The following is a 24332-nucleotide window of genomic DNA, read 5'->3' on the forward strand; positions in this document are numbered from 1 at the left end:
GAGTGGACTGTGTCGGGATGCCGACAACCAAAGGGCTATTTTGAGCGCCTTGAGCGTGCTGCCGCCAACCTGATCCAGGGCAGCCAGAACGCTAAGCCCGTTGGCGCTCTTCTCCTGTTGCTGGTTCCGGCATGGCCCTTCCAAATTCGATTGGTTTCCTTTGTTAGCTGGTGGATCGATCGTGGGATGCTGTCGCGTGCCGTGGTTGCGGCATGGAGCCGATGACAGGGACGAGTGAACTCTGGTGATTCATCCCGATGACCTGCCCCGCTGGCGGCACAAGCTCGATCAGATCGAGGCGGCCGTGGACCTCGACGAGGAAGTGAAGCAGCGCTGGGCCAAGGCGCATGCGCTGCGGCCCACCCGGGATGCCGAGGCCCGCAATCTGGTTTCGGAGCTCATCGCCACGCGGGATTTCGCGGCATTCCGGGCAGGCTCGGACAAGTGGTCGCGCCAGGAGGGTCCGTACAACGCCTTCTCGGGTTTCGGTCAGATGTGGCTCAACCAGGTCGCCAACAACCTGCCCGATGACCCCGAGGCGCTGAACGTGCTGGTCCGCGCCTTCACCACGCCGGCCACCGTGGATGAGGCGCGCTCCCGGTTCGCCGAGGTCGAGCGGGTGACCCGGGACCTGGCGAGTAAGGGGCAACCGGCCGTCGGGCGGATCCCGTACGTGTTGTCAGTGTTCTGGTCGACGGACCGCGTGCGGCCGGGCTGGCCGGTGATGTGGAAGAGCGCGCCGGAGCGGATGTGGGCGCTGGGTTGGCTGCGGACGTGGGAGAACGCCGACCGCTACCTAGCGGTGGTTGAAGCGGCACGCGCGTTCTATCCCGACGATGTCCACCGGTTCGAGCGATTGATGTGGTTCCTATCCGAGCGACAGGGGTTCGTGGGAGTCAACCCCGCCGTGCGGGAGATGTGCGACGAGGCCACCGGCATCATGGCCACCTACGAGGTGGGCGCGCGCTATCCGGACGAGGAACGTTCGAGTCGAGCAGCCGCCCTCGCCGCCCAACTAAAGGGCGAGCTGCACATCGCCGCCAAGGGGCTTCTGGCGGACCTACGGGCCGCCACGGGACTCGAGCTGGAGACCTCGCAACCGCAGGACCGGATCGCTTCGGACAAGGCGGCCGCGTATCGCGCGGATGCCTATGCCACCTGGTCGCTGCCCGGGGCGGTGTCCGCAGCCGGCCTACGCCTGTGGGCAACGCGTTCGGGGCTTGCGCTCGGCCTGTACGACTGGCGGAACCCAGGCGCCGGCGCGGCGCTTGCCATGGGTCCGCTCCCCTCCGGTCACCGGTTCTTCGAGATCCGGCCCCACCTCACCGGAGACCGGCTCGTTCCGGTCGACGCCGATCCGGGTGGGAGCACGTTAGTGGGGAGTGGTGGCCCTGGTCCGAGGTTCCCCCGGGCCTCGCCCTGCGGGGCGCCCTACTCGAAGAGGTGGGTCGGCTCAAGCCTCTGGTGAGGCTGGTCGCCGGCCAGGGCGAGGCCGTGCCGGCGACGATCCCCGAGGGGGAGAACCTGGCGGTGGCGCTTGCCAGGTTCAAGGCTGAGCGCCCTTACCCGAACGACAAGGACGAGTGGCATGCCGAACAGCGACAGCAGTTCGCTGAGGCCCTCTCACCCGAGAACCTGACCATCTTTGACTTGGACCAGTTCCGGCTACTCGTCAACGGCAAGCGCTACGGCAACCCGGGTCCCCAGTCGGTACTCAACGCAAGCCTCTCGGGCATGGACTCGGTCGCCCTCGACGCCTTCGCCAACAAACTGCGTGAGATCCTCTTCGGTGACGGGGAGGTCGTCACCCGCATCGACCGAGGCCTGGATTGGAAAGACCTCGGCACGAAAGGGCTGGGCGAGAGCGTGCTGCTGAAGCTGTTCGCCGTCACCGATTCCCGGCGCTTCCTGCCGATTTTCCCGCTGACGGGTCCAATGGGAAAGATCGCCATGCTTCGCCGGTTCGGGCTTACGGAGCCGGACGGCGCGCTGAGCCGCGGTCAGCAGCACGTCGAGGCGAACGATCGGCTGCGGGCAACCCTTGAGCAGTTGCTGCCCGGCGATCCCTGGGGGCAGGGCCAGTTCGCCTACTGGATGCTCAACCACGACGCCGTGGAGCCGGTCGAGGAGGAGGACCACATCGCCCGGACCGCGCAGGATCTCCTCTTGCCGGAACCGTTCCTGCGCGAGCTCGCTGAACTGCTCCACGAGAAGGGACAACTCATTTTCTACGGCCCTCCGGGCACCGGCAAGACCTACCTGGCGGACCGGCTCGCCGGCGCCTTGCAGCAGGACCCGGAAAGGCGGATGCTCGTCCAATTCCATCCGTCCACCTCGTACGAGGACTTCTTCGAGGGCTACCGGCCACGCACCGATGAACGGGGGCAGCTGACCTACGAGCTTCGCTCCGGGCCGCTTGCGCTGATGGCAGAGAAGGCCGAGAGCAACCCCGGCGTGCCGCACTACCTGATCATTGACGAGATCAATCGGGCCAACCTGCCGCGTGTCTTCGGCGAACTGCTGTTCCTGCTGGAATACCGGAACAAGGCCGTACGCACCGCCTATCAGCCCGACGAACCATTCGAGCTGCCGCGCAATCTCTTTTTCATCGGCACCATGAACACCGCTGACAGGTCGATCGCGATGGTGGATGCGGCCCTGCGCCGACGGTTCCATTTCATCCCGTTCATGCCGCACGAGGGAGCGATGCGGTCGCTGCTCGCCGACTGGTTGAAGAAGAACGGGGAGCCGGTGTGGGTCGCCGGACTGGTGGATCAGGTAAACGAGCGGCTCCGGGTCCTCCTGAAAGGGCCGCACCTGCAGGTCGGTCACAGCCACTTCATGAGACAGGGCCTCACCGACGAGCGACTCGCACGCATCTGGGAGTACGACGTCTACCCCTTCATCGAGGACCAGTTGTACGGCCGGCCCGACCAGCTGGAGCAGTTCGCCTGGGCGAAGGTGCACGCCGCGTATGGGCCGTCCTCCGCTTCGGGGAGCGCGGCCGTGGATGCCGCCTCGGACGATTCCGATGAGTCTCCCTTCTGAATCCCAGGTCGCCGGCGTAGTGAGGCTTCGCGAGTACGAGACCTCGCCGCGGCCCGTAGCTCTCAACGTCGCGGAGGTGTCCCTGCTCCGCGGCCTCCCCGGCGGCCGCCTCGAACTCACCCCGTCGGACGAGCCCGGTTCGTACTTCCTCCAGGCCACCTCCTGGGTGGGCGCCGTGGTCCTACCTCGGCTGACCATCCAGATCCTGCCCAAGGTGCGGGACCTGCGGACCGTTCTGACCATGTTCACCTCGGGCACAGGCCTGGTCGAGTGGGGGACCGATGCGGCGGCGTACGACCGGAGTGACTTCGTCGAAGGTGTCGCGGAACTGGTACTACGGGCGATCAACGGGGCGACCCGCCGAGGGCTCGTCCACGGCTACCGCGCTGTCGACCAGCGACTCCCGGTGATCCGTGGACGCATGGATGTCCCGCAGCTGGTCGCACGGCCGTGGGACTCCTGGCCAGTGCCGTGCCGCTTCGACGACTTCACCGCGGATATCCCCGAAAACCGGATTTTGCTGGCGGGCGTTCGGCATATCGTGCGGTGGCCAGTAGGCCCCGTCCTGCGTCGCATGGCCGGTGAGCTGCTCCAGCGCCTCGAAGGCGTGAGTGACTCGCCGGTCGCGCTGACCGAGTGCGACCTGATCCGGCGCACACCGCTCAATGAGCACTACCAACTGGCTCTTGCCCTTGCTCGACTCGTCCTCGAGGGCTTCGGCCTCACCCAGGGCGCGGGTGGACTGACAGCGCAGAGCTTCCTGGTCGACATGAACAAGCTATTCGAGAAGTGGATCGGGGACGAGCTACGCGCAAGGCTCTATCCCACGATCGAGGTCCTTGAGCAGTGTCCGTTCCCCTGAGCGTCTCGCCACGCGTCACCATGAACCCCGACCTGCTCTTCCTGCGGGGCGCGGAGGTCGTTTTCGTTGCGGACGTCAAGTACAAGCTGACCGGGGGAGGTCTAGCGCGTACTAGCGACTATTACCAGCTGCTGGCCTACACCACAGCCCTGCGACTACCGCGCGGGATGCTCATTTACTGCCGTGCCGACCTCGCTCCGGACCGGGTCATCACAGTCGTCGGGGGTAACCAGCGCCTGCACACCCATCCCGTGGATCTGAGTGGGTCGCCTGAAACGGTCGCCGAGGCGCTTGACGTGGTCGCGGATTCGATCAGGAAGCTGGCCTGACGGCGTACACGGAACTCGAGATGACCGTGGACCGTTTATTGCGCCGCGAGGTCGCACAGGTGTTGCCGACGGTTAAGCTGGGTCTGCCGTCGGAGATCGTAGTGCCAAGGGCAACTTCTCAGCTAGCAGTTCGCTATTGTTAGTGCATGAACACCAATTTCGGATACGGGTGCTACGTGGAAGTGCCTGAATCCCCCCTCGGGCACAAATGATTTACCCACGGCGTGCGCTGAGATCTACTGCAGCGCGCACCGTTTGCGTTTCTGGCTGGTAGGTGAGCCGGAGTCCGAGTTGCCGGTAGACCTCGGCCTTGTCGGCGGGGTCGGCGTCGCGGAGCACGGTGGTGATGGTGCCGAGTGCGTTCACCAGGGTCTTGATTTCTGTCCGGCCATCCTGCGCGGGGCGGTGCCCGCATCCGTCTGGAGATCCGCTTCAGCCTGCGCATGTTTGGCCTGGGTCTGAACGATGCAGGCGGTGACCACCGTTGGGGCGGCTCGAGCGTCGAGGGCGGCCGGTAGCGCTCCAACTTGGCGTCGCACTAGGCACTCGACCGGATCAAAGAACTCGTCGCGGAGAATAACAAGCTTCAAGGAGAGAAACGACGCAATCGCCCGAATCTTCAACGTGCTTGAACTCGAGACCCACAAAGTGCGCACCCGGAACCGGAAGATCAGGCCGCCCGGTCGTCCTCCGCACCATCCACGATCGCTGATCTTCGTTCGAAGATAAAGCTCGATCCGCCGAACCGGAAGGTTCTGGCAGAAGCCACGGCCTTCATGCCTCACCGGCGGGCATACCTTTCCGAACTGATGCCTGCCGTGACATAGCGATGCTGTCGCTGAATGCGACGGGCACCTCGCGCGTTGGGTGGCGGACAGCCACCGGCGAGCGTCGGCAGTCATGTCGGAGATCATGGCGGCCTTGCCCTCCGTATACTCATTTCGATCATTAGGTCGCGTGCTGGATAGCTAGCCTCCGCTTCAGATCCTCATGCTGCCGCACTGTTGCCGGGCGAGCTTGGAGATGGTCAAAAAGATCCACTACATCGGTGCATCGTGTCGAACCGGTCGAAACCAGATACAGATGATGAGAATACGAACTAGACGCTCGGCGGCATCGGCCCGTCAATCGATCCGGTTTGCAGTTGGTTGGAGCCTTGCCCACGGCGACAGGATGGGGCATCGTTCGGTGTCAGGGTAATCAAGGTGCATCGGAGCGGACGATGAAGCAGCGGCCGACGTTCACCCTCTACCTGAACGTCACGCTGATCCTTGCCACCAGCGTCCTCGGCCTGGTCGGCAACTATCTGAGCAACCTCGACGATCCCCCGGGCTACTTGCGCGCCTTGCGGACGTTCGCGTTCCCGTCCTTCGTGGTCATCGTCGTGATGCTGATCGCCGGTCAGATCGTTTTGCACAATATGAGCAATCCCAAGATCGCCCGGACCGAGTGGGATCCGAACCGCCCGCCCTACCCCGGCCTTGAGCCGTTCCGGGAGAACGACTCTGCCGTGTTCTTCGGCCGCGACCAGCTCATCAAGGACGTCGTCAAGCGGGTGATAGCCGCGCCGGCCGATCCACAGGACCGCATGATCGTGGTGGTCGGCGCCTCTGGCAGCGGCAAGTCCTCATTGGTGCAGGCGGGTGTCGTGCCACTGCTGAGAACGCGGCGGCTCGTTGCGCTCCCGGTGTTTAGCCCTGGCAGCGACCCGGTCGGCAACCTCGCCCAGATGATCTCGGCCGAGTCACCGAGCGCCGGCAGTCCGGGCGCGGTCGTCCGAGGGCTCCGCAAGGGGCCAGCCCAGATGCAGCGCTACCTGAACGAGATCCGCCGCTCGCACGGGCACGTCTTCAGCCACGCCGTGCTGGTCCTCGACCAGATGGAGGAGCTGTTCACGATCTGCGGCGAGGCAGAACGGGAGCTGTTCCTGGCCATGGTCGCCGAGTCGCTGCGGTTGGACACCCGCATCTCGGTCGTCGCCAGCATGCGCATCGAGTTCCTGGCCCAGTTCCTGACCACCCGGCAGCCTAGCCTGTTCCAGAACCCGCTCGCCATCGGCGCCATCCAGAACGACTACCTGGCCACCGTGATCGAGGAACCGGGCCGGATTGCCGGGATGTCGTTCGCCGCTGGAGTGGTTGAGCGGATCGCCTCCGACGTCGGCACCACCGACGCGCTGCCGCTGCTCGCGTACCTCCTCCAGGAGCTGTTCTTCGACATCGGGCCGCGCGGCACGGTCACGCTCGAGGCGTACCAGTCGGCCGGCGGGGTCGGCGGCGCGTTAACTCGGCAGGCCGACCAAGCCGTCAACGACCTACGGGGCGGCGGCGGCATTGCGCCGATCCTGGACACCCTGTTGCGGTTCGTCTCAGTCGAGGGCACCGAGGTGGCCAAGCGCCCGATGGCCCTGCAAGAGCTGGACGGCGAGCAGCACCGCATAGTGGACTCCTTCGTCGACGCGCGCTTGCTGGTCACGAAGGTGCGCGACGGCCAGGCGTACGCGGAGGTGGCACATGAGGCGCTGTTCCGGCTGTGGGCGCCACTGCGTCAGGAGGTTGAGACCCGCGCCGAGCAGCTGCGGCTACGATCCGAGTTGGAGCGCTGGGCGTCGGACTGGGAGCACTCGGGCCGCAGCCACGATTACCTGCTCACAGGCGACCGGCTGGGCCTGGCCGAGCGGTGGCTAGCCGAGCTCGAATCGTTCGGGCAGGCAAGTGAGTCGGTCCGCTCCATGGTCGACCATTCGAAGCGCAGAGACCTGGCCTTCCTGCGCAGGGTGTCGGACAGCATCGGTCAGTACGTGCTGGCCAACGCGGAGCGATTTCCCGAGTTGAGCATCTTGCTATCGATCGCCGCGCTTGCTGAGGCGCCCCGAACCCCGGTCATCGAGCGGGCACTGATGTCGGCGCTGGCGTTCAGCCACGTCCGCGCTGTTCTCACCACCCACGCAGACACCGTCCGGGCCATCGCATGGTCGCCCGACGGCCGCTACCTCGCCACCGCCTCCCGCGACGCCACCGCCCGGGTCTTCGACGCCGCCACCGGTCGTGAAGTTGCCGTGCTGACCGGCCACCACGCGATGGTCGAGGCGCTCGCGTGGGCGCCCGACTCGGCCCGAGTGGCCACCTGCGGCCGGGACCGCACCGTGAAGATCTGGCAGCTCGGCCGGGCGGAACCGCTGCGCACGCTGTTCGGCGCCGAGGATCTCCTGCGCGGCGTGGCCTGGTCGCCGGACGGTGAACTGGTCGCGGCCGGCTGTCAGGACCACGACGTGCACCTTTGGCGAGCCACTGACGGCGAGCGCATCCGGGTGCTGACCGGGCATACAGGTGATGTCTACGCCTTGGGTTGGTCACCGTCCGGCACCGAGTTCGCCTCGGTGTCGCACGACCGCAGCGCGATCATCTGGAACCTGGCCGACGGCAGCATCCGGTCTAGACTGATCGGCCACACCGACTTCGTTGAGGCGCTCTCCTGGTCACCCGACGGCCGCCGGCTGGCAACCGGTTCCGGCGACCAGACCGTGCGACTGTGGGATGTCGCCGACGGCCGCCAGCTCCTGCTGGTCCGCGGCCACGCCGACATGGTGTGGAGCGTCGCCTGGTCGCCTGACGGCCGCTCGGTCGCCTCCTGCGCCAGTGATAAGACCATCCGCATTTGGGACGTCGAGGATGCCCGCGAGCTGGCCACTCTGCGCGGCCACGAGGACGCGGTCTGGGGCGTCGTGTGGTCACCTGACGGTAGCGAGCTGGCGTCCGCCTCCAGCGACCGTACCGCCCGGATCTGGGCGATGATTCCCCGCGGTGCCGAGGAGCGTGCCTACCTCGGCCACGACGGCGGCCTCCGGTCCATCACGTGGGCACCCGACGGCGCCCGGTTCGCCACCGCCGCCGACGACGGCACGGTCCGCGTGTGGGATACCGCGACGTCCGTCGGACTGTCCGTCCGCTGGCACCGGGATGTGGTCTGGGGCGTTGCCTGGTCCCCCGACGGAGAGCGCCTTGCCTCCTGCTCGAACGACGGCACCGTTCGCCTTTGGCCGGCCAGTGGCGGCGAATCCCTGCTGACGCTTAACGAACAGACCGTCTGTGAGGGAGTCGCCTGGGCCCCGGACTGCTCACGCTTGGCTACCGCGTGTCGTGATGGCACGGCCTCCATTTGGGACGCTTTCAACGGCCGCCGTATGACCAAACTGCAGGGCCACACCGACTGGGTGGTCCGCGTGGCTTGGTCGCCCAGCGGCCGGATGGTGGCCACAACATCCGACGACCGGACAGTCCGCATCTGGGACTCGTTCACGGGCGACGAGATTGTCGTTCTTCGCGGCCACCAGAACTGGACCGACGGCGCAGCTTGGTCACCCGATGAGCAGGTCGTGGCAACCTGCTCCGCCGACTGGACAGCCCGCCTGTGGAACTGGCGCACCGGCACCCAGACGGCCACGTTGACCGGCCACGAGGGCCGCGTCCGCGCCATAGCGTGGTCCCCCGACGGCACTCTGCTTGCCACTGGCTCCTATGACCGCACGGTCCGCCTCTGGAACCCGGCCGACGGCACCGAACTGAAAGTCGTCGGCGTCCATACCGACCGCGTGACCTCGGTAGCGTGGTCCCCCGACGGCAGCCAGCTGCTCAGCGCCGCCATGGACCGCTCAGCCCGCCTCTGGCCCGCCGAACCCGACTTCAACACTCTCCGCCGCCGCGCCACCTCCCGCGTCTTCCGCACCCTCACGCCCGACGAGCGCCAGAACCACATGCTTTCCCCCAACGGCTGACCCTTGCATAGCCGGGGGGTTCAGGCATTGAGAACCGCGTCCAGGAGGGTGTCCACGGCATCGGGGTGACGGGTGTTGACTGCCGGAACGTTGTAGATCGCGGCCTCGTGGAAGGGGGTCCGGCCGAAGATGGAGAAGCCGGCCAGGCGGGCGGGGATGCCGGCGCGGCGGCTCAGGTCGGCGATGACTTGCAGTTCGTCCGTAGGGGTCGCTACCTGCAGGCCGGGAAACATTGCCCGTTCGCGGCGGTCGGTGTCGTGGCACATGACGATGGTATCGGGGGCGGCGCCGAAGAGGATGTTGATGATGCCACCGCCGTAGGCACGGTGCAGGATCGCGCCTTGGCCCTCGACGAACACTATGTCGCGGCCGCAAGCGGCCACGCGGTGGACGGCCTGCTGGATCGCGCCGATGATGAAGTCGCCAAAGGTGTGGTCGGCGTGGACGACGGCGTCGGCGCCGCACATGTTGGCGATCTGGCCGGTGGCTACGAAGCCGCTGCGGAGCCCACGGTCGAGGGCGCGGCGGTGCAGGAGCAAGGCTGTCGTCATTTTGCCGACGGCGCTGTCTGTGCCGACGGTCAGCACCACCTTGGCGGGGATCTCGACGGCGGGTGACCATGTTACGCGCTCGCCCTCGGTACGCACGTCCACCAACTGGACGCCGGCTGCCGCCGCAGCGGCAGCCAGGTCGGGCTCGTCGCGGAGGTAGGCGTGGGAGGCTGAGATCACCGATAGGCCGGCGGCGATGGCGGCCTGGGCCAGGTCACGGACCGGTTCAGGGACGCGGGTGTCGGCGTTCATCGCGTTGACGCCGACCACTACGCTACGGGCTCCAGTCGCGCGGGCCGCGGCCAAGTCGGCTACCACGGGGATGTCGAGCGGGCCCACGCCGATCACATCCCCGGCGTCGGCCCCGGTGTTGGCCGTGTCGACCACGCAGGCGACCTTCCAGCGGCGGCCCAGCAGGATCAGACCGCTGGCGGTCTTGGTGCCGGGCCTGCCGAGCCGGTCGGCGGTCCAGATCGCGACCGGGTCCAGGTCGGTCATGGTGCCTCCGCAATATAGGCCGGGAAGAGCCGGGCGCCGTCGATCCCCGTGCCAGGGAAGTCCGGCACGACTACCCGGCCCAGGTCGTACGTCACACCGCCCTGTATGAGCGACGGCGGCAGGAACAGGGGCGTGTCGAGGTCTGTGTGGCGTACGACCGGGCGGTGCGCTGCCGCCAGCGCCGCTGTGAACGAGGTGGCGACGATGGAGTCGCTGCTGCCGCTGACCACGGCGGCCATGCCAGCCGCGCCGACCGCGCTCAGGAGTCGGCGAGCCTCCCCCACGCCCGATCGCATGACCTTCACGCAGACTGCGCTCACCCCGCCCAGCTCGATCAATCGGGTCAAGTCGCTGTGGCAGCGGACGGATTCATCCGCGCAAATGGGGGTACCGTGCTCCCGTTCTAGCCGCACCAAGCCGGCCAGGTCGGCGGGCCCCAAGGGCTGTTCGAGTAGGGTCAGGTTAACTCCGCGGGCGTGCAACCCGGTCAGCAGGCGGGCGGTTTCAGCGTACGAGAACCGGCCGTTCGCGTCCATCCGTAGTGCGGCACCCGGCACCGCGGAGGCCATTGCAGCCAGGCGTTCGAGGTCGGCCCGCCAGTCGCCGCTGGCCTTGGCCTTGATCTCGGTGAAGCCAGCCTGGACGGCCTCGGCCGCGGCGTGCACCGCGCGAGGGGTGTCCAGTGCCAGCACAGTGATCGCGGTCGGCAGCGGCCCGGGCTCGCCGCCGAGATGGGCGGCGAGTGATAGTCCGCTGCGACGGGCTGCGGCGTCCAGCAGGGCCTGTTCCAGCCCGCAGCGGGTAGCAGCAGGCAGTGACGCCGGCGGTCGTGTGTGGACACACAGCTCGGCGGCGATGGCGTATACAGCTGTCAGTGCCCTTGGGGGAGCCTCGGTCAGGCCAGGATACAGAGCTGCTTCGCCGTACCCGATCGTGCCGTCAGCCAGACGCACACGGATGATTACGTTATCTAAGATCGGCGGCTTGCCATCCGGTCGTGGTGGGGCGAAGGTGAGCGGTGCCCGCAGCCGGACCGCCTCGACGCACGTTACGGCGCACCCGTCCGCACAGTCGCTTGTAACGGTTCGAACTGACTTCATCATCGTGCGTGGATACTATCCAGCGATGAACCGTGTCGTAGCGGTGTTTGACCGTGGATTCGTCGATGCGGACACCCCCATCGTGCACGCCGACGACTTCGGGTTGCTCCGCGGTGACGGGGTCTTCGAGGCGTGGCTACTCGTGGACGACGTGTCGCTGCTGATCGAGGCTCACGTCGACCGGCTCTACCGGTCGGCCGGGCTGCTCGACATCGGCCTGCCGGAGCGCGCGCGGATCGACGACTTCGTCAGCGGGCTGTGCGCGGCCTGGACGGCGGGCGGCGAGGCGGTGGGCCGGCTGGTGGCCACCCGAGGCCGCAGCATGACCGGGCCGCCAACGATCTTCGGCTCGGTCGAGCCACTGTCGTCCCCCACCTCGATCAACCGGCAGCGTGGCGTCGAGGTCCGCACCGCAAGCGTCGGCTATCCGGCGGGCGAGCGGGCCTTGGCGCCGTGGCTGCTGGGCGGGGCGAAATCCCTGTCGTATGCGATCAATCTCGCCAGCCACCGCTGGGCGCAGCGGCAGGGCGAGCAGGAGATGCTGTGGCTCAGCGCCGACGGGTACGCGCTCGAATCGCCCAGTTATAGCCTGGTCTGGCTCAAGGACAAGACCCTGTTCACGGTCCCGGCCTGGACCGGGGTGGTGGCCGGCACCACCTCTGCGGCGCTGGTCGCGCATGCCCCGCGGCTAGGCTGGTCGGTGGCGGAACGGCTAGCCGGCACGGCCGAGCTGGCCGACGCCGACGCGGTGTGGCTCACCGGCTCACTCAGTGGCATCCTGGCCGTCACCGCGATCGACGGTCAGCCGGTGAAGCAGTCATCGTTGATTGCCGAGGCGCGGGCGCTGATCGGCTATCCGGGCAGCTGAACCGGTTCGACGACACGGATCTGCTCGGCGACCAGGAAGTTGGCCGGGTCCAGCCGCATCGCTGTCCGCTCGGGCGAGGCCCAGTAGCGGGCGTTGGCCTCTTCAAAGCTGCCGGGCCCCAGATACTCCATAACCCAGAGGTGCTGGTCGGCCGCCCGATCCACCCAGGACGCCCGAATCTGGAAACCATACCGGCGGCGCAGCGGCACCACTTCAGCAGACCATCGCCCGACCCACTCGTCGAGACGGCCCGGAGCGATCGTGTACATACGCAACTGGGTGGTCACGCCACCCGATCCTAACCGGCACCCTGATACAGGGCTGCGACGAGTCGAGATCGTGCACCGACGTCTCCTATGCTCCGACCGTTGTCGTCAACTTGGCGCGGGAGCTCGCTGACCGGAGCGTCACCGTCGAGGTCTCGCCGGAAATGCGATCGTCTGGGACGGTCCGCTTGCCGATGTGCTGATTGGCTTCAACGGCTTCGGGCCTTGACCGCCGAGCCGATGACGAAGGTCGTGGCCAGGGGCAAGGGTCACCGCTACGCGACTCGTCTCTTCGGTGACACGGACTTGCCGGACTACTTCTAGCGCGGCGCGCCTATGTTCGTCCGGACGCCATAGCTGCTCACGCCCGAGGTCCGCTTGACGGGCCTCCGACTGTTCTGACGCTCGACGACTTCGGCAACGTGCTCAAGGCGAATGGCGGTCCGGTCGAACGGCCCGACTCGCCTACCGGATCGAGATCCTCGGGGCACCGCCCGAGGACGTCCGGGAGGAGCACGCCAGCTCGCCGAGGGTGAAGCCGCCGGCCCTGTCCTTGGCGATAGACCAGGACTTCGCAGCGACGCTGGCATTCAGCGGGACGTACGTTGACGACAACAAGGCGGCCGATATCGAGAACCGAATGTTCGCGCGGCCGGTGTCGGTGCCGGCGTTAGCGCGTCGCTGACTCTGTGGATCGTCGAGTTCGGGCCGTAGCGGGCAGTGGCCGTGGCGGCCGGGCCGGTGCGGTCGTGGCGGCGCTGGCGGCGGGTGGTGGCGCAGGCCGACGGCCACGACCACGGCCATGGCGACGAGGCGGGGATGGGTCGCGAGGGCTTTAATAAAGCCGCCGTTGCTGTCGTTCGGGCGGTGCCCAAGTATGGCGTGATCACCGAGAGCGAAGCCCCGCAGTTGCGTCGTCTGGTGCGGGAGGTCGCCGAGGTGGCCGGGACGCCGGTTCCCGATGTGATCGGGCCGATCTGAGCCTCAACGCCGGTGTCGCCCGGCCGGGCTGGCGCCAGCGGTCGGTGCTCGTCATCGGGATTCCCCTGTGGGTGATGCTGCCGAGGCCGGCTCGGGTCTCGCTTCTGGCCCACGAGTTGGGTCATCTCGCCCACGGCAATCCGCTTCGGGTACGCAGGACCCTGCTGGCGAGGACGTTCGGCATCCGCGCGGTGACGGCCACCGGTGGACGCAACCCCTGGCGGCGGGCCGTTCGCGCCACGGACCCGCTGGCCGAGGAGGGTGGCGGCGCGGTCGTTCTCCTCGGGATGATCGTCCATGGGATCGTGGCTCTGCCAACGTCGCCGGCGCGATCGCGCAGCTGCTCGTCGACAGCGTGGCGATGCCCGACAGCCGCCGCGCCGAGTACAGGGCCGATCTGGTCGCCCGCCGCGTCGCCGGCAGCGCGCCCTTCCTCCGATCCTCCGAGACGGTCCTGCCGGCTGGTCGGATCTGGCAGGACCTGTGGCATCTTGCACCGCGCATTGACGGCCAGCAATTGGACGCGATGGCGAGTGAAGCCCGGCAACGATTGTCCGTCCACCTGCCGCTGGCCCGTCAGCTCAGCCGGCGAACCAGCGACTTGTGGAGTACGGACCCAGGCGAAGACCAGCGGATGCGGCTGATTGAGGCCCTGCCTGACGTCGACGGAGCCCTCCGTGTCGGTGACGCCCGCTGGACCGACCTCGCGCTGAACTCGCGCTGTGGCGGCGTGCCCCACACAACGCCCTGCTTGGCACCCGGGACCTGTTCTGACTACTTGCGCCACCAGGGTGGGCCCGGATGCTCGCTCCGGGTCGGCGTGGGTGAGGCTTGAGGACGAGGTGTGCTTCGGCACCGCGACGTTGCGACGCTGCGCTTCAGGGAGGACCCTTCCGTCGTGGTGACCTCCTCAGCAGAGCCAAAGAGGTCACCGGCACAACTAGATTTGCGTGAGCCTCAGAGTCGGGCCGAACACCATCGGCGGTGGGGCAATAGTTCGTGTAGCCTCGGACACTTTATTTCCATACGAAGCGTGATTCTTCTTCGCGTTTCGAGCGATCCCCGTCCCGTTGGGCGGGGATTTTTGCTGTCGTGGCGAGGAATCTCCCCGCCGGGGTGAGCGGGTAGATCGTGGTTTCGGCTTCGATGGTCCAGGCGTGGTGGTCACACAAAATGATCATGTTGCTGGTGCGTAAGTAGGCGGCAAGCTTTTCCGGTCGGGGCTGCGCAGTTCGGGATGTCGACGGTGTAGCCCGCGGTCGTGTCGGATCCGGTCGAGCAGGTGATCTTCCCGGGTGTAGAGGATCGTCGGTTGGGCGGAGGTCCTGGTGCGGGTGCTCGTGTGTCCGTGGCGGCATCGGGTAGCCGGGTCGGCTGTGTATACCAGCGGGAGGTCCATGACGCGGCCGCACACGCCGCAGCAGATCACTCCGGCCAACACATAGCGGCGGGGGACGCCGTCGGTAGGGGTCGGTGCGCTGTGGATTGCCGGAATGGCGACGAAGTGTTCTTCGCTGACCAGCGGAGGGTGCGCGATCTCGCGGGAGATGGCCCAGTCGGTGGAGGTGGTCCACCGTTGGGTCTCGTGGACCCGCTCAGCCCGGGCGACACTGAACGCCCTGCCCGGCCGGCGAAACGTGCAACCACCGGAGCCCCGGGTCGACCGCGCGGGGCATTGAAACATCACGATGAGTCATATATAGTTACCCGACGGGAAAGCGCTTTCCTGGACCAACTTTGGGAACGTCTCCGAAGCGTTGGCAACCTGCTCCGTTGAGAAGATGACGCGGCGGCGCGCGTCCTACCTGCGTCAGGCAACCACCCGATCCCACCCCTGTCATCCGGGCCGGCGTTTGCGCTGCTGCGCGGATGCGAGCGCGAGAAGGATTGTCATGACCTTTCAAACCGTCCCAGAGGTCACCCGCCGGCGGCGCCGGGCACCAGTCCTCGTTCTGGGGCTGAGTGTATTGCTGCCATTTCTGTTGGTGCCTGGTCAGGCACACGCCGCGATCCCACCGCAGGATCCCGGGGTCACACTGCGCACCTACAACCTCGGAATCGATCGGTCCGTACTCTGCACGCTCAAGCCCGGACAGACTCCCAACGTCGACAAGCTGATGCCGGTGATCGACTGGTCGACCCAGGCCGACTTCGGCGTTGCCGACAGGTTCCACACCCAGGTCATCGCGAACATCAACATCACCACGGCCGGCTCGTACGTGTTCCGGCTCACCAGCGACGATGGCTCCCGCTTGCGCATCGACAGAAGCACCGTCGTCGACAATGACGACGCCGACAGTACGTTCACGACGGTCATCGACCACGACGGCCTTCATGGCGCGTCGCCGAAAGACGGCACCATCGACCTGTCCGTCGGCTATCACAAGCTGCGCATCGAACATTTCGACAACACCAACGGGCAGGCGCTCAGACTCGAGTGGCGGCCACCGGGATCTACACAGTTCTCGCTCGTGCCGACCACGGCGCTGAGCACCGAAGCCGGAGTGACCCGGGTGACCGCACCTGGCACCAAGGAATGCGTCGAGGGGGTGGACAGCCCGGGGGACGGGCTGCCACTGAACGCGGTGCATCCCAATTACACGCTGACCAATCTGCGTCCCAGCGGGTTCGAGCCAAAAGTCACCGGGATGGACTGGCTGCCCGACAACAGGCTGGCCATCACCACATGGGGCGGCGACTACGGCACCACTACGCCGCTTGGCGAGGTCTATGTGCTGGGCAACGTCACCGGCACCACCTCTGCCGCGCAGGTGACGGTGAAGAGGATCGCCACAGGGTTGCAGGACCCCATGGGGATCAAATATCTGGACGGCAAACTGTACGTCGCGGAGCGGTACGGGCTGATCGAGCTGACCGATGCCAACGGCGATGACATCATCGACAGCAGGCGAACGGTGGCGACCTGGCCGTTCGGCGGGACCTACCACGAGTTCGCGATCGGCCTCCTGTACAAGGACGGCTACTTCTACCTCAACCTGTCGGTCCAGATCACTCCTGGCGGACGCTCCACCAAACCGCAGCTCGCCAACAATCGCGGGACCGCGATCAAAGTCAACAGGGCGACCGGACAGGTCGAGTACACGGCAAGCGGATTGCGTACCCCGAATGGCATAGGCTGGGGCCCCGAAGGCGGCATCTTCGTCACCGACAACCAGGGCGACTGGCTACCGGCCAACAAGCTGGTGCAACTCAAGCCGGGCCGCTTCTTCAACCACTACAACGATCCGGCCGGTCCGTTCGACTCGAACGCGGTCACACAGCCGGTCCTGTGGCTGCCGCACAACGAGATCGCGAACTCGCCGAGCACACCGCTCATGCTCACCCAAGGCCTGTTCGCCGGCCAGATGCTGTTCGGTGATGTCACCTATGGCGGGATCCAACGCGGGTATCTCGAGAAGGTCAACGGCGAGTACCAGGGTGCGGTCTTCCGCTTCACCCAGGGACTCGAGGCCGGCATCAGCCGGATCACCCTCGGCCCCGACGGTGCGATCTACGCGGGCGGCATCGGCGGTGGACAGGCCAGCAGCAACTGGCGTCAGCAGGGCAAGCTCACCTTCGGTCTGCAAAAACTCACCCCCAGCAGCAGCAACGCCTTCGACATCCTGGCGATGCGGGCGGTCGCCGGTGGCTTCGAACTCGAATACACCCAGCCGTTGTCGGCCGCAACGCTGAGCTCGCTGGCGTCGCGGTACGCCGTCCGGCAATGGCGTTACACCCCGACCTCCAGCTATGGCGGCCCAAAGGTCGACTTGGAAACGCTGAGCGTCACTTCGGCCATCCCTTCGGCCGACGGCAAGAAAGTCACGTTGCGGATCAACGGCTTGAAGTCCGGGCGGGTGGTGTACGTGCACTCGCCACGGCCGTTCAGTTCGGCTTCGGGGCAGTCCCTGTGGAGCACGGAGGCCTGGTACACGCTCAACTCTCTGCCCGGTGGCCCCTACGAAGCCGAGTACGCGGCGCTCAGCGGCGCAACCGCAGGGTCCGAACATTCCGGTTACAGCGGAACCGGTTACGCCGACTTCGCGGCGACCGCCAACACCGGCGCACACACCGAATGGACAGTCAACGCGCCGAGCGCGGGAACCTATTCGCTGGAATTCCGTTACGCCAACGGCGGAACCGTCGACCGGCCGCTGGCCATCGCGGCCAACGGCACGACTGTCAGCCCAGCGCTGTCGTTCCCGCCGACGGGTGCGTGGAACACCTGGCGAACCGTATCGCTGAGCACAACGCTACCGGCCGGGCAGAGCAAGATCCGTGCGACCACGACGGGCGCCAACGGCGCCAACCTCGACCACGTCGTCGTCTCTCCGGTATCTCGCATCCCCCTGTTCGACGGCACCGACCTGGCGGCATGGGAGAACACGAACGGCGGCCCTGCGACCTGGCCGGTGGCCGGCGGATCTATGGAATCGCTTGGCGGAAACATCCGTACCAGAGCGAAATTCGGCGACTTCAAGCTGCACGGCGAGTGGCTGCAACCCGCCTACCCGCCTGAGGTCACCGGACAGGCCCGAGGCAACAGCGGATTCTACCTCCAGGAACGCTACGAGATTCAGGTGCTGGACTCCTACGGTGACACGACACTGGCCAACAACGAGGCCGGAGCCATCTACCTCAAGCGTGCTCCCGACCGGAACATGGCCACCGCGCCCAACACATGGCAGACGTTCGACATTACGTTCCGCGCGGCGCGGTTCAGCGCGACAGGCGCGAAACTCGAAGACGCCCGGGTCACGGTGGTGTGGAACGGCGTTGTTGTCCACAACAACGTCGCCATCAACGGACCCACCGGAAACGGCCAGCCCGAAGGGCCGACGCCTGGCTCCATAGCCTTGCAAGACCACGGCGACCCCGGCGAGAATCCCCGCTTCCGCAACATCTGGATCGAACCGCTGAGTTGACGCACACTCTGGTGTCGCCGCCGGTTCCCTGCGGCGGCACCAGAGTCCTGCGTGTCCGCCGGACCGGGCCACGTTGTCGGAGTACGCCTCGGCGGCGGTGATGAGGTAGACGTCGCACTCGGTCGCCTGCTGGAGCAAGTCGTCGATCGCGTCGCGGCGGCGATCGTCGCAGCAGCTCACAGCAGGACCTGCGAACCATTGCGGGACGAGGGAAGTTGATGTTGTATTGGCTACGGCAGCGGCTAGGTCGGTTGCGGCCCGAGGAGGCTGCGGTGCTTGCACTGCTCGGCCGATGGACCGCCAAACACCGAATGTGGGTGCTCGCCGGCTGGAGCGTGATCACGCTGGCCGGTGCGATGCTCGGAGGTGCGGTTTACGACCGGACCCAGTCGGTGGACAGTCTGCGACCCGACGCGGAGTCCATGGTCGCGCAGTCGCGCATTGACCGGCTCGACCCGCAGGGGGAGCGGATCGTGGCGGTCATCGAGGGCCGCGACTTCAACGCCACGGCACTGGTGGACAGCGCCACGCGGGTGATGTTCGACATCCGCGCGATCCCGGGAGTTGCGTCCGTCACCGATGCCTACACCGCAGGATCCTCGCAGGTGGCCGCCGATGACCAAAGCTCGCTCGTCGTCGTCGAGCTGCGCCCGCAACTCAGCGACGACGAGGCGCTCGCGGTGGCTGACCAGGTGGCCGCCGCACTGCGCCGCATCGACGCCCCCAGGGTGCTGGTCGGTGGGGAGCTGCTTGCCGAGCGGACCTTCGGCGAGCAGGCCGTCAAGGACGCCGCCATCGGCGAGTCGATCGCGCTGGTGGTGCTCTGCGGCGTCCTCACCGTCGTGCTCGGCGGGCTGATCGTAGGCAGTCTGCCGCTGGTGGCCGCCCTCGCCGCGGTTGCCGCAACGCTGCTGGCGCTGAGCGGGCTCGCCGAGGCGATGCCGGTCAGCGAGTACGCGGTCAACGTCGTCACCCTGCTCGGTCTCGGCCTCGCCGTCGACTACAGCCTGCTGATCCTTGCCCGGTTCCGGGAGGAACGCGAGGCGGCCCCTAGGGCACCGGTGGCGGAGCTGCTCGCCGCGACCACCGCGACGGCCGGACGTGCCGTTCTCGTGTCCGGTCTCACCGTCGGTGCGGCACTGGCTGGTCTTTTCGTCTTCGCCGAGCCGCTGCTGGCGGCGATGGCGCTGGGTGGAGCGCTGGTCGTCGGCATGGCCACGGTGATCGGGCTGACCCTGGTCCCCGCGCTGATCGCCCTGGCACACCGGCGTATCCCGCCGCCGCGAGGCGCCCGGACACGGTCCTCGGCGGGCAGCCCCCGTCGCCCGGCGCCGGGTCGGCCGGGCCTGCTGGCGCGGCTGGCGGCGTTCTCGCAGCGCCGTCCCGCCGCGGTGGCGTTGACCGTGACCGCCGGCCTGCTTCTGCTGGCGTCTCCGTTGTTCCAGATCACGCTCGCCAACTCCGACGCACGGTCGCTGCCGGCCGCCAGCGAGGAGCGGTTGGCGTACGAGGCCGTCGAACGGGACTTCGCCAGTTGGGCCGCGCAGCCGGTCACCGTGCTCATCGAGGCCGGTGCCACCGAGCCGCCGGTGCGGGCGTTGCTGCAACAGTTGCGCGACCTCACCGGCGAGAAGGAGCTCGACCTGCGCTCGGACCTGCCGGGCGACGTCACCGTGGTGGACTTGCGCCCGGCCGGCCCGGCGAGCGGCGAACCAGCCCAACGCCTGGTCCGTGACCTGCGGGCCCTCGACATGCCGGTGCCGCTCCTCGTCGGGGGGCCTGCCGCCGAGCTCATCGACGCGCGGGAGTCGACGGCCGCGCGGCTGCCGATCGCGGTGGCCGTCATCGTCGTCGCGACCGGGCTGCTGCTGGTCGCCCTGACCGGCTCGGTCGTCGTACCGGTCAAGGCTATCTGCATGAACATCCTGACGCTGCTGGCGACGCTCGGCGTCCTGGTCGCCGTGTTCCAGTGGGGATGGGGTTCGGCCCTGCTCGGGTTCGAACCCTGGGGGGCTCTGGACATCACCACACCGCTGCTGCTCTTCGTGTTCATCTTCGGGCTGTCGATGGACTACGAGGTGTTCCTGCTCGCCCGGATCAAGGAGGAGTGGGACCGCCGTACCGCCAACGGCCGGATCGACAACGACCGGGCGGTCCTCGCCGGCATTACCGCGACCGGTCCGGTCGTCACCACCGCGGCCGTGGCGCTGGGCATCGTCTTCCTCGGCTTCGCTCTCGGCGAACTGATCGCGGTCAAGGAGATCGGTGTCGGCATGACTGTGGCCGTGCTGCTGGACGTCACCGTGGTCCGTGGACTGCTGCTGCCCTCTGTCATGTCCCTCCTCGGCGCGGCGAACTGGTGGCGTCCCGGCCGCCGTGCGACGCCCGCGTTGTAAGACGTCAGTTCAGTGAGTGAGTAGCTGGCGTAGGCAGATCAACGAGCAGGCGACGCTGACCACGCCTTCGTGGATGTCGGCCGGGTGTTCGTAGAAGCTGCGGAGACGTCGGAAGCTGTGAAGCCGGGAGAAGGTCCCTTCGACGACCCAGCGCAGCTTGCCCGGCCCCGAGCCGTGCGCGATGCAACGGCGACGGCCCCGGACTCGCAGTCACACCGCGGCAACATCACCGTTGGATGGGAGGGATGAACCGAATGTGGCGGCTGCTAGCGCAACTCGCTCTGGGACTGCGCCGGCACCGCCAACCAGAAGTGGCGCCAGGGCTGACCGTTTCGCCAGACTGCCCTCGATCCGTCATCCAGGGCGGCGGCTGCTATCGATGTGAGTGGCTGGATCGCTGATCGAATGATCGTCCGCGCTCTCGGACGGGGCTGCGGTACGCGCCTTCAAAGCCGTGAGAGCGCCGGTCTCATCGTCGTCCGTCCGGACCCGCAGGGCGTATTTACCCTGACAGGTCAAGGTCATCTACATCTGCCGGCAGCCGCCCGAAAATGGTGCGGCCTCAAGCCTGGCGACCGGTTGCTGCTGGCGGCGGACCGCATTGCCGGCGTGCTTATCGATGACCTGCACGTTGACTCCGTGGCGCTTGTGCTTGCCGGAGTAGTACGGCCTCTGGTCCGCGACTCGGTCGATCGGGATCAGGATGCCGTCCAGGATCGCGTACGCGAGCCGGGCGATGCGCCGCATCGCCGCGTTCCTCGGCGTGCGTACCGAGCAAGTCGATGGCTTCTCGGACGTACCGCCAGACAGTGGTGACGCTGACCGTGAAGCCGCAGGCCAGTCGAGCGATGGTGTCACCGTTACGCAGATGGGCCAGGGTGAGCAGGGCCTGCCGGCATCAAGACGTCGCCACCGGCCGCGGCAGCGGGTGCGTTCGGCGCGGATGAGGTCGGCCAGGTGGTTCAGAGTGCGGCTGGACAGCGCGACCGCGGACGGGTACGACAGCGCAGGCTCCCGGTTGGGGCATCGGGTCTTGGTCGACGGCTGTCTGACCGGGAGCTTCGTCCTGTGTCGACACACGCTGCCTGCCACCCATCGCGACCAGGCCCATCACGATGAAGAGCCCTCAATGCCTGACCCGCGCCATAAAATCGCAACGCCGATATATCGACGCCAAGCTATCGTGGTGTGACCCCTGCAGCGACAGCGCGAAGGTGAGTCATGGACGTGGTCAGCACCACCGAGGTCCCGGTTGAAGACGGGTTCGCCTTCTGGCGCGAGGTAAACTCGAAGCTCTGGGTGCCCTACGATTTACGCTGTGAATCGCAGTGGGAGCCGGGATTTCGGGCTCAGGTCGGGATCAGCGACTTCGGTCCCGTGCAGGCGACATTAATGACCACAATGCCGCACTCGGTCCACCGCACTCCCAAGCTCATTCGGCAGGCCGATCCCGAGGTGTTCAAGCTGGGTTGCCTTGTGCGCGGTGGCGGCATGATCACGCAAGAGGGCCAGCGCACAGATTTCGGCGTGGGGGACCTGATACTGTATGACACCTCCCGGCCCTACGTTGCTGAATTCACCCCGGACGCGCCAGTTAGTCAGCTGCTGCTCCTGCGCTTCCCGCGCTCGTTGCTGCCGTTGCCTCCTCGGGAGTTGCGGCGCCTGAGCGCAGTTCGCATCCCTGGCGCCCAAGGCATCGGCGCGCTATCTTCACAATTCCTGCTGCGCCTTGCCCGGCACATGGGCGAACTCAGTCCGTCGGACGCCGCCCGGCTGTCCACCCTCACCATTGACGTGTTGACAGCGGCATTGGCCAACGCGTTGGACGTCCAAAGCGCGGTGCCCTCCCACACCCAACGGCGAGCGTTGATGGCTCAGATCCACGCCTTCGTCCGGGAGAATCTGGGCGATCCGCGCCTGACACCGGACGCGATCGCAGCAGCGCATCACATCTCGTTGCGATACCTGCACAAGCTGTTCCACGAGGAAGGGCGCACGGTCGCCGGCTGGGTCCGCGAGCGTCGCCTGGAGCAGTGCCGACGCGACCTCGCCAACCCCCAACTAGGCGCGCGCCCGATCCACGCGATCGCCGCCCAGTGGGGGTTCACCAGCCCGGCGCACTTCAGCCAGGCGTTCCGCAGCGCCTACGGTCTTTCGCCACGCCAGTTCCGCGAGCAGTGCGCGAGAGTACGCGCAGACTAAAGACCTGTGCGCTTACCAGTAACGACAGACCCGGCTGTGGCCTGCACTCTTATCTGAGGAAGTCCGCTCAGTCAGGGTTGAATCTGATTCCGACTTACGGAAGAAGGTTCACTTGAGCGTGTTACATCGATCCGTGTTTTCGCGATGGAAGGAGTGCGAGGAAGTACATCGATCACTTCATGCAGCCAGCAGCATCATCTAGGCCGCAGCGGCGGCTGACAGGAGACCATTGTGAAAATGTGGTACAGAACGGCGTTTCGGATCTCGGCAGTGACCGCGATCGTCGGTGCACTCACCCTGTCCGGGACTGTGGCACAGGCAAGCCCGGGCGCCGGCTCCCGCCTGGCCCAACCCGAAACCACCGCGGTCTCGGAGCAGGCCAAGCCCGGTAGCGAGGACGTCGCCGCGCAGGTCTGCGGCTACTACGAAGACGCGGTGACGGCCTGGTACAACCACTGCGGGAGCACCCATGTGATCATCTACGTCGACGCGACGTGGCCCCGCAACGACTGGAGCTGGTGCATCGGCCCGGGAACGTGGGACATCGGCGGCGCCAACGCCGTATCCAACGCCTGGTACTCGGGTCAAACTTGTTGAACCGCAACCCAAGCGCTGCGCGATTCTCCACCTGCGTTCGGTGGTTGCGGATCAGGTCAGCGAGGCAAATGAGGGTGCGGTCGGACAGGGGAATCGCGGCAGGGTAGGACAACAGCGAGGCTTCCGGTTGGGCATCGGGTTGTGGTCGACTGGTGCCTTACCGGGAGCCTCGCCCTACGTCGATCCCTGCCCCCACCCTACCGTCGTGACCAGCCCCGTCACGATGAAAAGGGCTCAATGAGCTAGGCCAGATGTGCCTCCGGAACTGCGCCTTGGGATAGATCCACGAAGCAGGCGGACGAGGCGGACGTCGCCTAGGTGTCGGTGGCGGCAGTCTCAAGTGATCCGTCCATCGGGGCGGGTGGAACCGGATTGTCATCGACGTCGGCGAGGGCCATGTCCATGGCGTAGGCGCAGAGCTCCCCGAAGGGGACATTATTTTCGTTGGCGATGCTCAACAACTTCGCGAACGAGTCCATCACTTCCAACGGAATCGACCCGTTCTGGGTCCGCTGCAGCCAGTCGGCCTGCTGCTCCAGAGGATGCGCACCCGGCGAGGGCTCGCCGATGTGAAGTGGGACCGGCACCGTCGTCGTTCCGAATCTGCACGGGATCATGAAGTACGTGGTGGACGCCCTGGTCACTTCGGCTCAACTCCGATGTCGATATCGCCGATCCGGCCGGTGTTTGCGATGTTGATGCCCCCGGAATTGTCCTGCCGAATCGCTGGCCGCACCTCTTCGCGCCCTGTCGGGCCGGGCTGGGTCGTCTGCTGGTCACCGGGGGCAGGAGCTAACCGGTTCATCCACCGGCGGATCACGGACACGACCACGGCCGTCACCGCGACGGTGAGGCTGCCTACCCCGGCCCACCAGCTCGCCCGCTCGAGCCCTTCGCTAATCAGGAAGAGCACCGAGACCGCAGCCGACGCCACG

General features: G+C 66.8%; 16 protein-coding genes and 3 pseudogenes. 11 read left to right on the forward strand and 8 right to left on the reverse strand.

Annotated elements, in window-relative coordinates; all coding sequences use genetic code 11:
• The first annotated feature begins 244 nt into the window (after positions 1–244).
• The 5 genes from ACZ6NZ_RS05435 to ACZ6NZ_RS05455 all read left to right on the forward strand — a co-directional run bounded on the left by ACZ6NZ_RS05435 (position 245) and on the right by ACZ6NZ_RS05455 (position 9013).
• Positions 245–1468, forward strand: a complete 1224-nt coding sequence (locus ACZ6NZ_RS05435; RefSeq protein WP_465856012.1) for a hypothetical protein — start codon at positions 245–247, stop codon at positions 1466–1468.
• Complete coding sequence (locus tag ACZ6NZ_RS05440; protein WP_465856014.1) at positions 1444–3048, forward strand: McrB family protein; 1605 nt, start codon at positions 1444–1446, stop codon at positions 3046–3048. Before ACZ6NZ_RS05435 ends, ACZ6NZ_RS05440 begins: the two co-directional genes overlap by 25 nt.
• A gap of 76 nt (positions 3049–3124) precedes the next feature.
• Positions 3125–3910, forward strand: coding sequence for an McrC family protein (locus ACZ6NZ_RS05445; RefSeq protein WP_465856016.1), 786 nt, complete (start codon positions 3125–3127; stop codon positions 3908–3910).
• The gene (locus tag ACZ6NZ_RS05450; RefSeq protein ID WP_465856018.1) at positions 3895–4239 is read left to right on the forward strand and encodes a 5-methylcytosine restriction system specificity protein McrC; all 345 of its coding nucleotides are present in this window, start codon (positions 3895–3897) and stop codon (positions 4237–4239) included. Before ACZ6NZ_RS05445 ends, ACZ6NZ_RS05450 begins: the two co-directional genes overlap by 16 nt.
• 1222 nt (positions 4240–5461) lie before the next feature.
• Positions 5462–9013, forward strand: a complete 3552-nt coding sequence (locus ACZ6NZ_RS05455) for an nSTAND1 domain-containing NTPase (RefSeq protein WP_465856020.1) — start codon at positions 5462–5464, stop codon at positions 9011–9013.
• A gap of 20 nt (positions 9014–9033) precedes the next feature.
• Here ACZ6NZ_RS05455 and ACZ6NZ_RS05460 read toward each other — a convergent pair whose 3' ends face one another.
• Together ACZ6NZ_RS05460 and ACZ6NZ_RS05465 are read right to left on the reverse strand one after the other, a co-directional pair.
• Complete coding sequence (locus tag ACZ6NZ_RS05460; protein WP_465856022.1) at positions 9034–10062, reverse strand: DUF1611 domain-containing protein; 1029 nt, start codon at positions 10060–10062, stop codon at positions 9034–9036.
• The gene (locus ACZ6NZ_RS05465; RefSeq protein WP_465856024.1) at positions 10059–11015 is read right to left on the reverse strand and encodes a mandelate racemase/muconate lactonizing enzyme family protein; all 957 of its coding nucleotides are present in this window, start codon (positions 11013–11015) and stop codon (positions 10059–10061) included. Before ACZ6NZ_RS05465 ends, ACZ6NZ_RS05460 begins: the two co-directional genes overlap by 4 nt.
• A gap of 172 nt (positions 11016–11187) precedes the next feature.
• On the opposite strand from ACZ6NZ_RS05465, the gene ACZ6NZ_RS05470 reads away from it, so the two are divergent.
• On the forward strand, positions 11188–12030 hold the full coding sequence (locus tag ACZ6NZ_RS05470; protein ID WP_465856026.1) for an aminotransferase class IV: 843 nt from the start codon (positions 11188–11190) through the stop codon (positions 12028–12030).
• Here the strand turns inward: ACZ6NZ_RS05470 and ACZ6NZ_RS05475 are convergent.
• Complete coding sequence (locus tag ACZ6NZ_RS05475) at positions 12015–12317, reverse strand: NIPSNAP family protein (protein WP_465856028.1); 303 nt, start codon at positions 12315–12317, stop codon at positions 12015–12017. The two genes, ACZ6NZ_RS05470 and ACZ6NZ_RS05475, sit on opposite strands and share 16 nt — an antisense overlap.
• Positions 12318–13022: 705 nt before the next feature.
• On the opposite strand from ACZ6NZ_RS05475, the gene ACZ6NZ_RS05480 reads away from it, so the two are divergent.
• The 3 genes from ACZ6NZ_RS05480 (at position 13023) to ACZ6NZ_RS05490 (ending at position 20598) form a co-directional block, all read left to right on the forward strand.
• Positions 13023–13277, forward strand: coding sequence for a hypothetical protein (locus tag ACZ6NZ_RS05480; protein ID WP_465856030.1), 255 nt, complete (start codon positions 13023–13025; stop codon positions 13275–13277).
• A 1892-nt stretch (positions 13278–15169) separates the two neighbouring features.
• Positions 15170–18202, forward strand: coding sequence for a 3-keto-alpha-glucoside-1,2-lyase-like domain-containing protein (locus ACZ6NZ_RS05485; protein WP_465856032.1), 3033 nt, complete (start codon positions 15170–15172; stop codon positions 18200–18202).
• A gap of 272 nt (positions 18203–18474) precedes the next feature.
• Positions 18475–20598, forward strand: coding sequence for an MMPL family transporter (locus tag ACZ6NZ_RS05490; protein ID WP_465856034.1), 2124 nt, complete (start codon positions 18475–18477; stop codon positions 20596–20598).
• Between the two features lie 9 nt (positions 20599–20607).
• Here the strand turns inward: ACZ6NZ_RS05490 and ACZ6NZ_RS05495 are convergent.
• Together ACZ6NZ_RS05495 and ACZ6NZ_RS05500 are read right to left on the reverse strand one after the other, a co-directional pair.
• Positions 20608–20808: pseudogene (locus ACZ6NZ_RS05495) on the reverse strand (IS5/IS1182 family transposase); the annotation flags it as partial.
• Positions 20809–21192: 384 nt separating this feature from the next.
• Positions 21193–21603, reverse strand: a pseudogene (locus ACZ6NZ_RS05500) (helix-turn-helix domain-containing protein); the annotation flags it as partial.
• Between the two features lie 216 nt (positions 21604–21819).
• Between ACZ6NZ_RS05500 and ACZ6NZ_RS05505 the strand changes: the two are divergent.
• On the forward strand, positions 21820–22800 hold the full coding sequence (locus ACZ6NZ_RS05505) for an AraC-like ligand-binding domain-containing protein (RefSeq protein ID WP_465856036.1): 981 nt from the start codon (positions 21820–21822) through the stop codon (positions 22798–22800).
• A gap of 270 nt (positions 22801–23070) precedes the next feature.
• Positions 23071–23397, forward strand: a complete 327-nt coding sequence (locus ACZ6NZ_RS05510; RefSeq protein WP_465856037.1) for a DUF6355 family natural product biosynthesis protein — start codon at positions 23071–23073, stop codon at positions 23395–23397.
• A 19-nt stretch (positions 23398–23416) separates the two neighbouring features.
• On the opposite strand, the pseudogene ACZ6NZ_RS05515 reads toward ACZ6NZ_RS05510, so the two are convergent.
• From ACZ6NZ_RS05515 to ACZ6NZ_RS05525, 3 genes and pseudogenes are all read right to left on the reverse strand, one after another.
• Positions 23417–23512, reverse strand: a pseudogene (locus tag ACZ6NZ_RS05515) (IS5/IS1182 family transposase); the annotation flags it as partial.
• Positions 23513–23711: 199 nt separating this feature from the next.
• Positions 23712–24041 (reverse strand): DUF2610 domain-containing protein, encoded by a 330-nt coding sequence (locus ACZ6NZ_RS05520; protein WP_465856038.1) that lies wholly within the window; start codon positions 24039–24041, stop codon positions 23712–23714.
• On the reverse strand, positions 24038–24310 hold the full coding sequence (locus ACZ6NZ_RS05525) for a hypothetical protein (RefSeq protein ID WP_465856040.1): 273 nt from the start codon (positions 24308–24310) through the stop codon (positions 24038–24040). The genes ACZ6NZ_RS05520 and ACZ6NZ_RS05525 overlap by 4 nt, the downstream gene beginning before the upstream one ends.
• Positions 24311–24332: the final 22 nt, after the last annotated feature.

Source organism: Micromonospora sp. NPDC047756 (assembly GCF_055587245.1).

Coding starts and splice junctions, on each gene's coding strand:
- ACZ6NZ_RS05455 (WP_465856020.1), top strand. CDS start 5,462: ATGAAGCAGCGGCCGACGTTCACCCTCTACCTGAACGTCACGCTGATC.
- ACZ6NZ_RS05460 (WP_465856022.1), bottom strand. CDS start 10,062: ATGACCGACCTGGACCCGGTCGCGATCTGGACCGCCGACCGGCTCGGC.
- ACZ6NZ_RS05470 (WP_465856026.1), top strand. CDS start 11,188: ATGAACCGTGTCGTAGCGGTGTTTGACCGTGGATTCGTCGATGCGGAC.
- ACZ6NZ_RS05485 (WP_465856032.1), top strand. CDS start 15,170: ATGACCTTTCAAACCGTCCCAGAGGTCACCCGCCGGCGGCGCCGGGCA.
- ACZ6NZ_RS05505 (WP_465856036.1), top strand. CDS start 21,820: ATGGACGTGGTCAGCACCACCGAGGTCCCGGTTGAAGACGGGTTCGCC.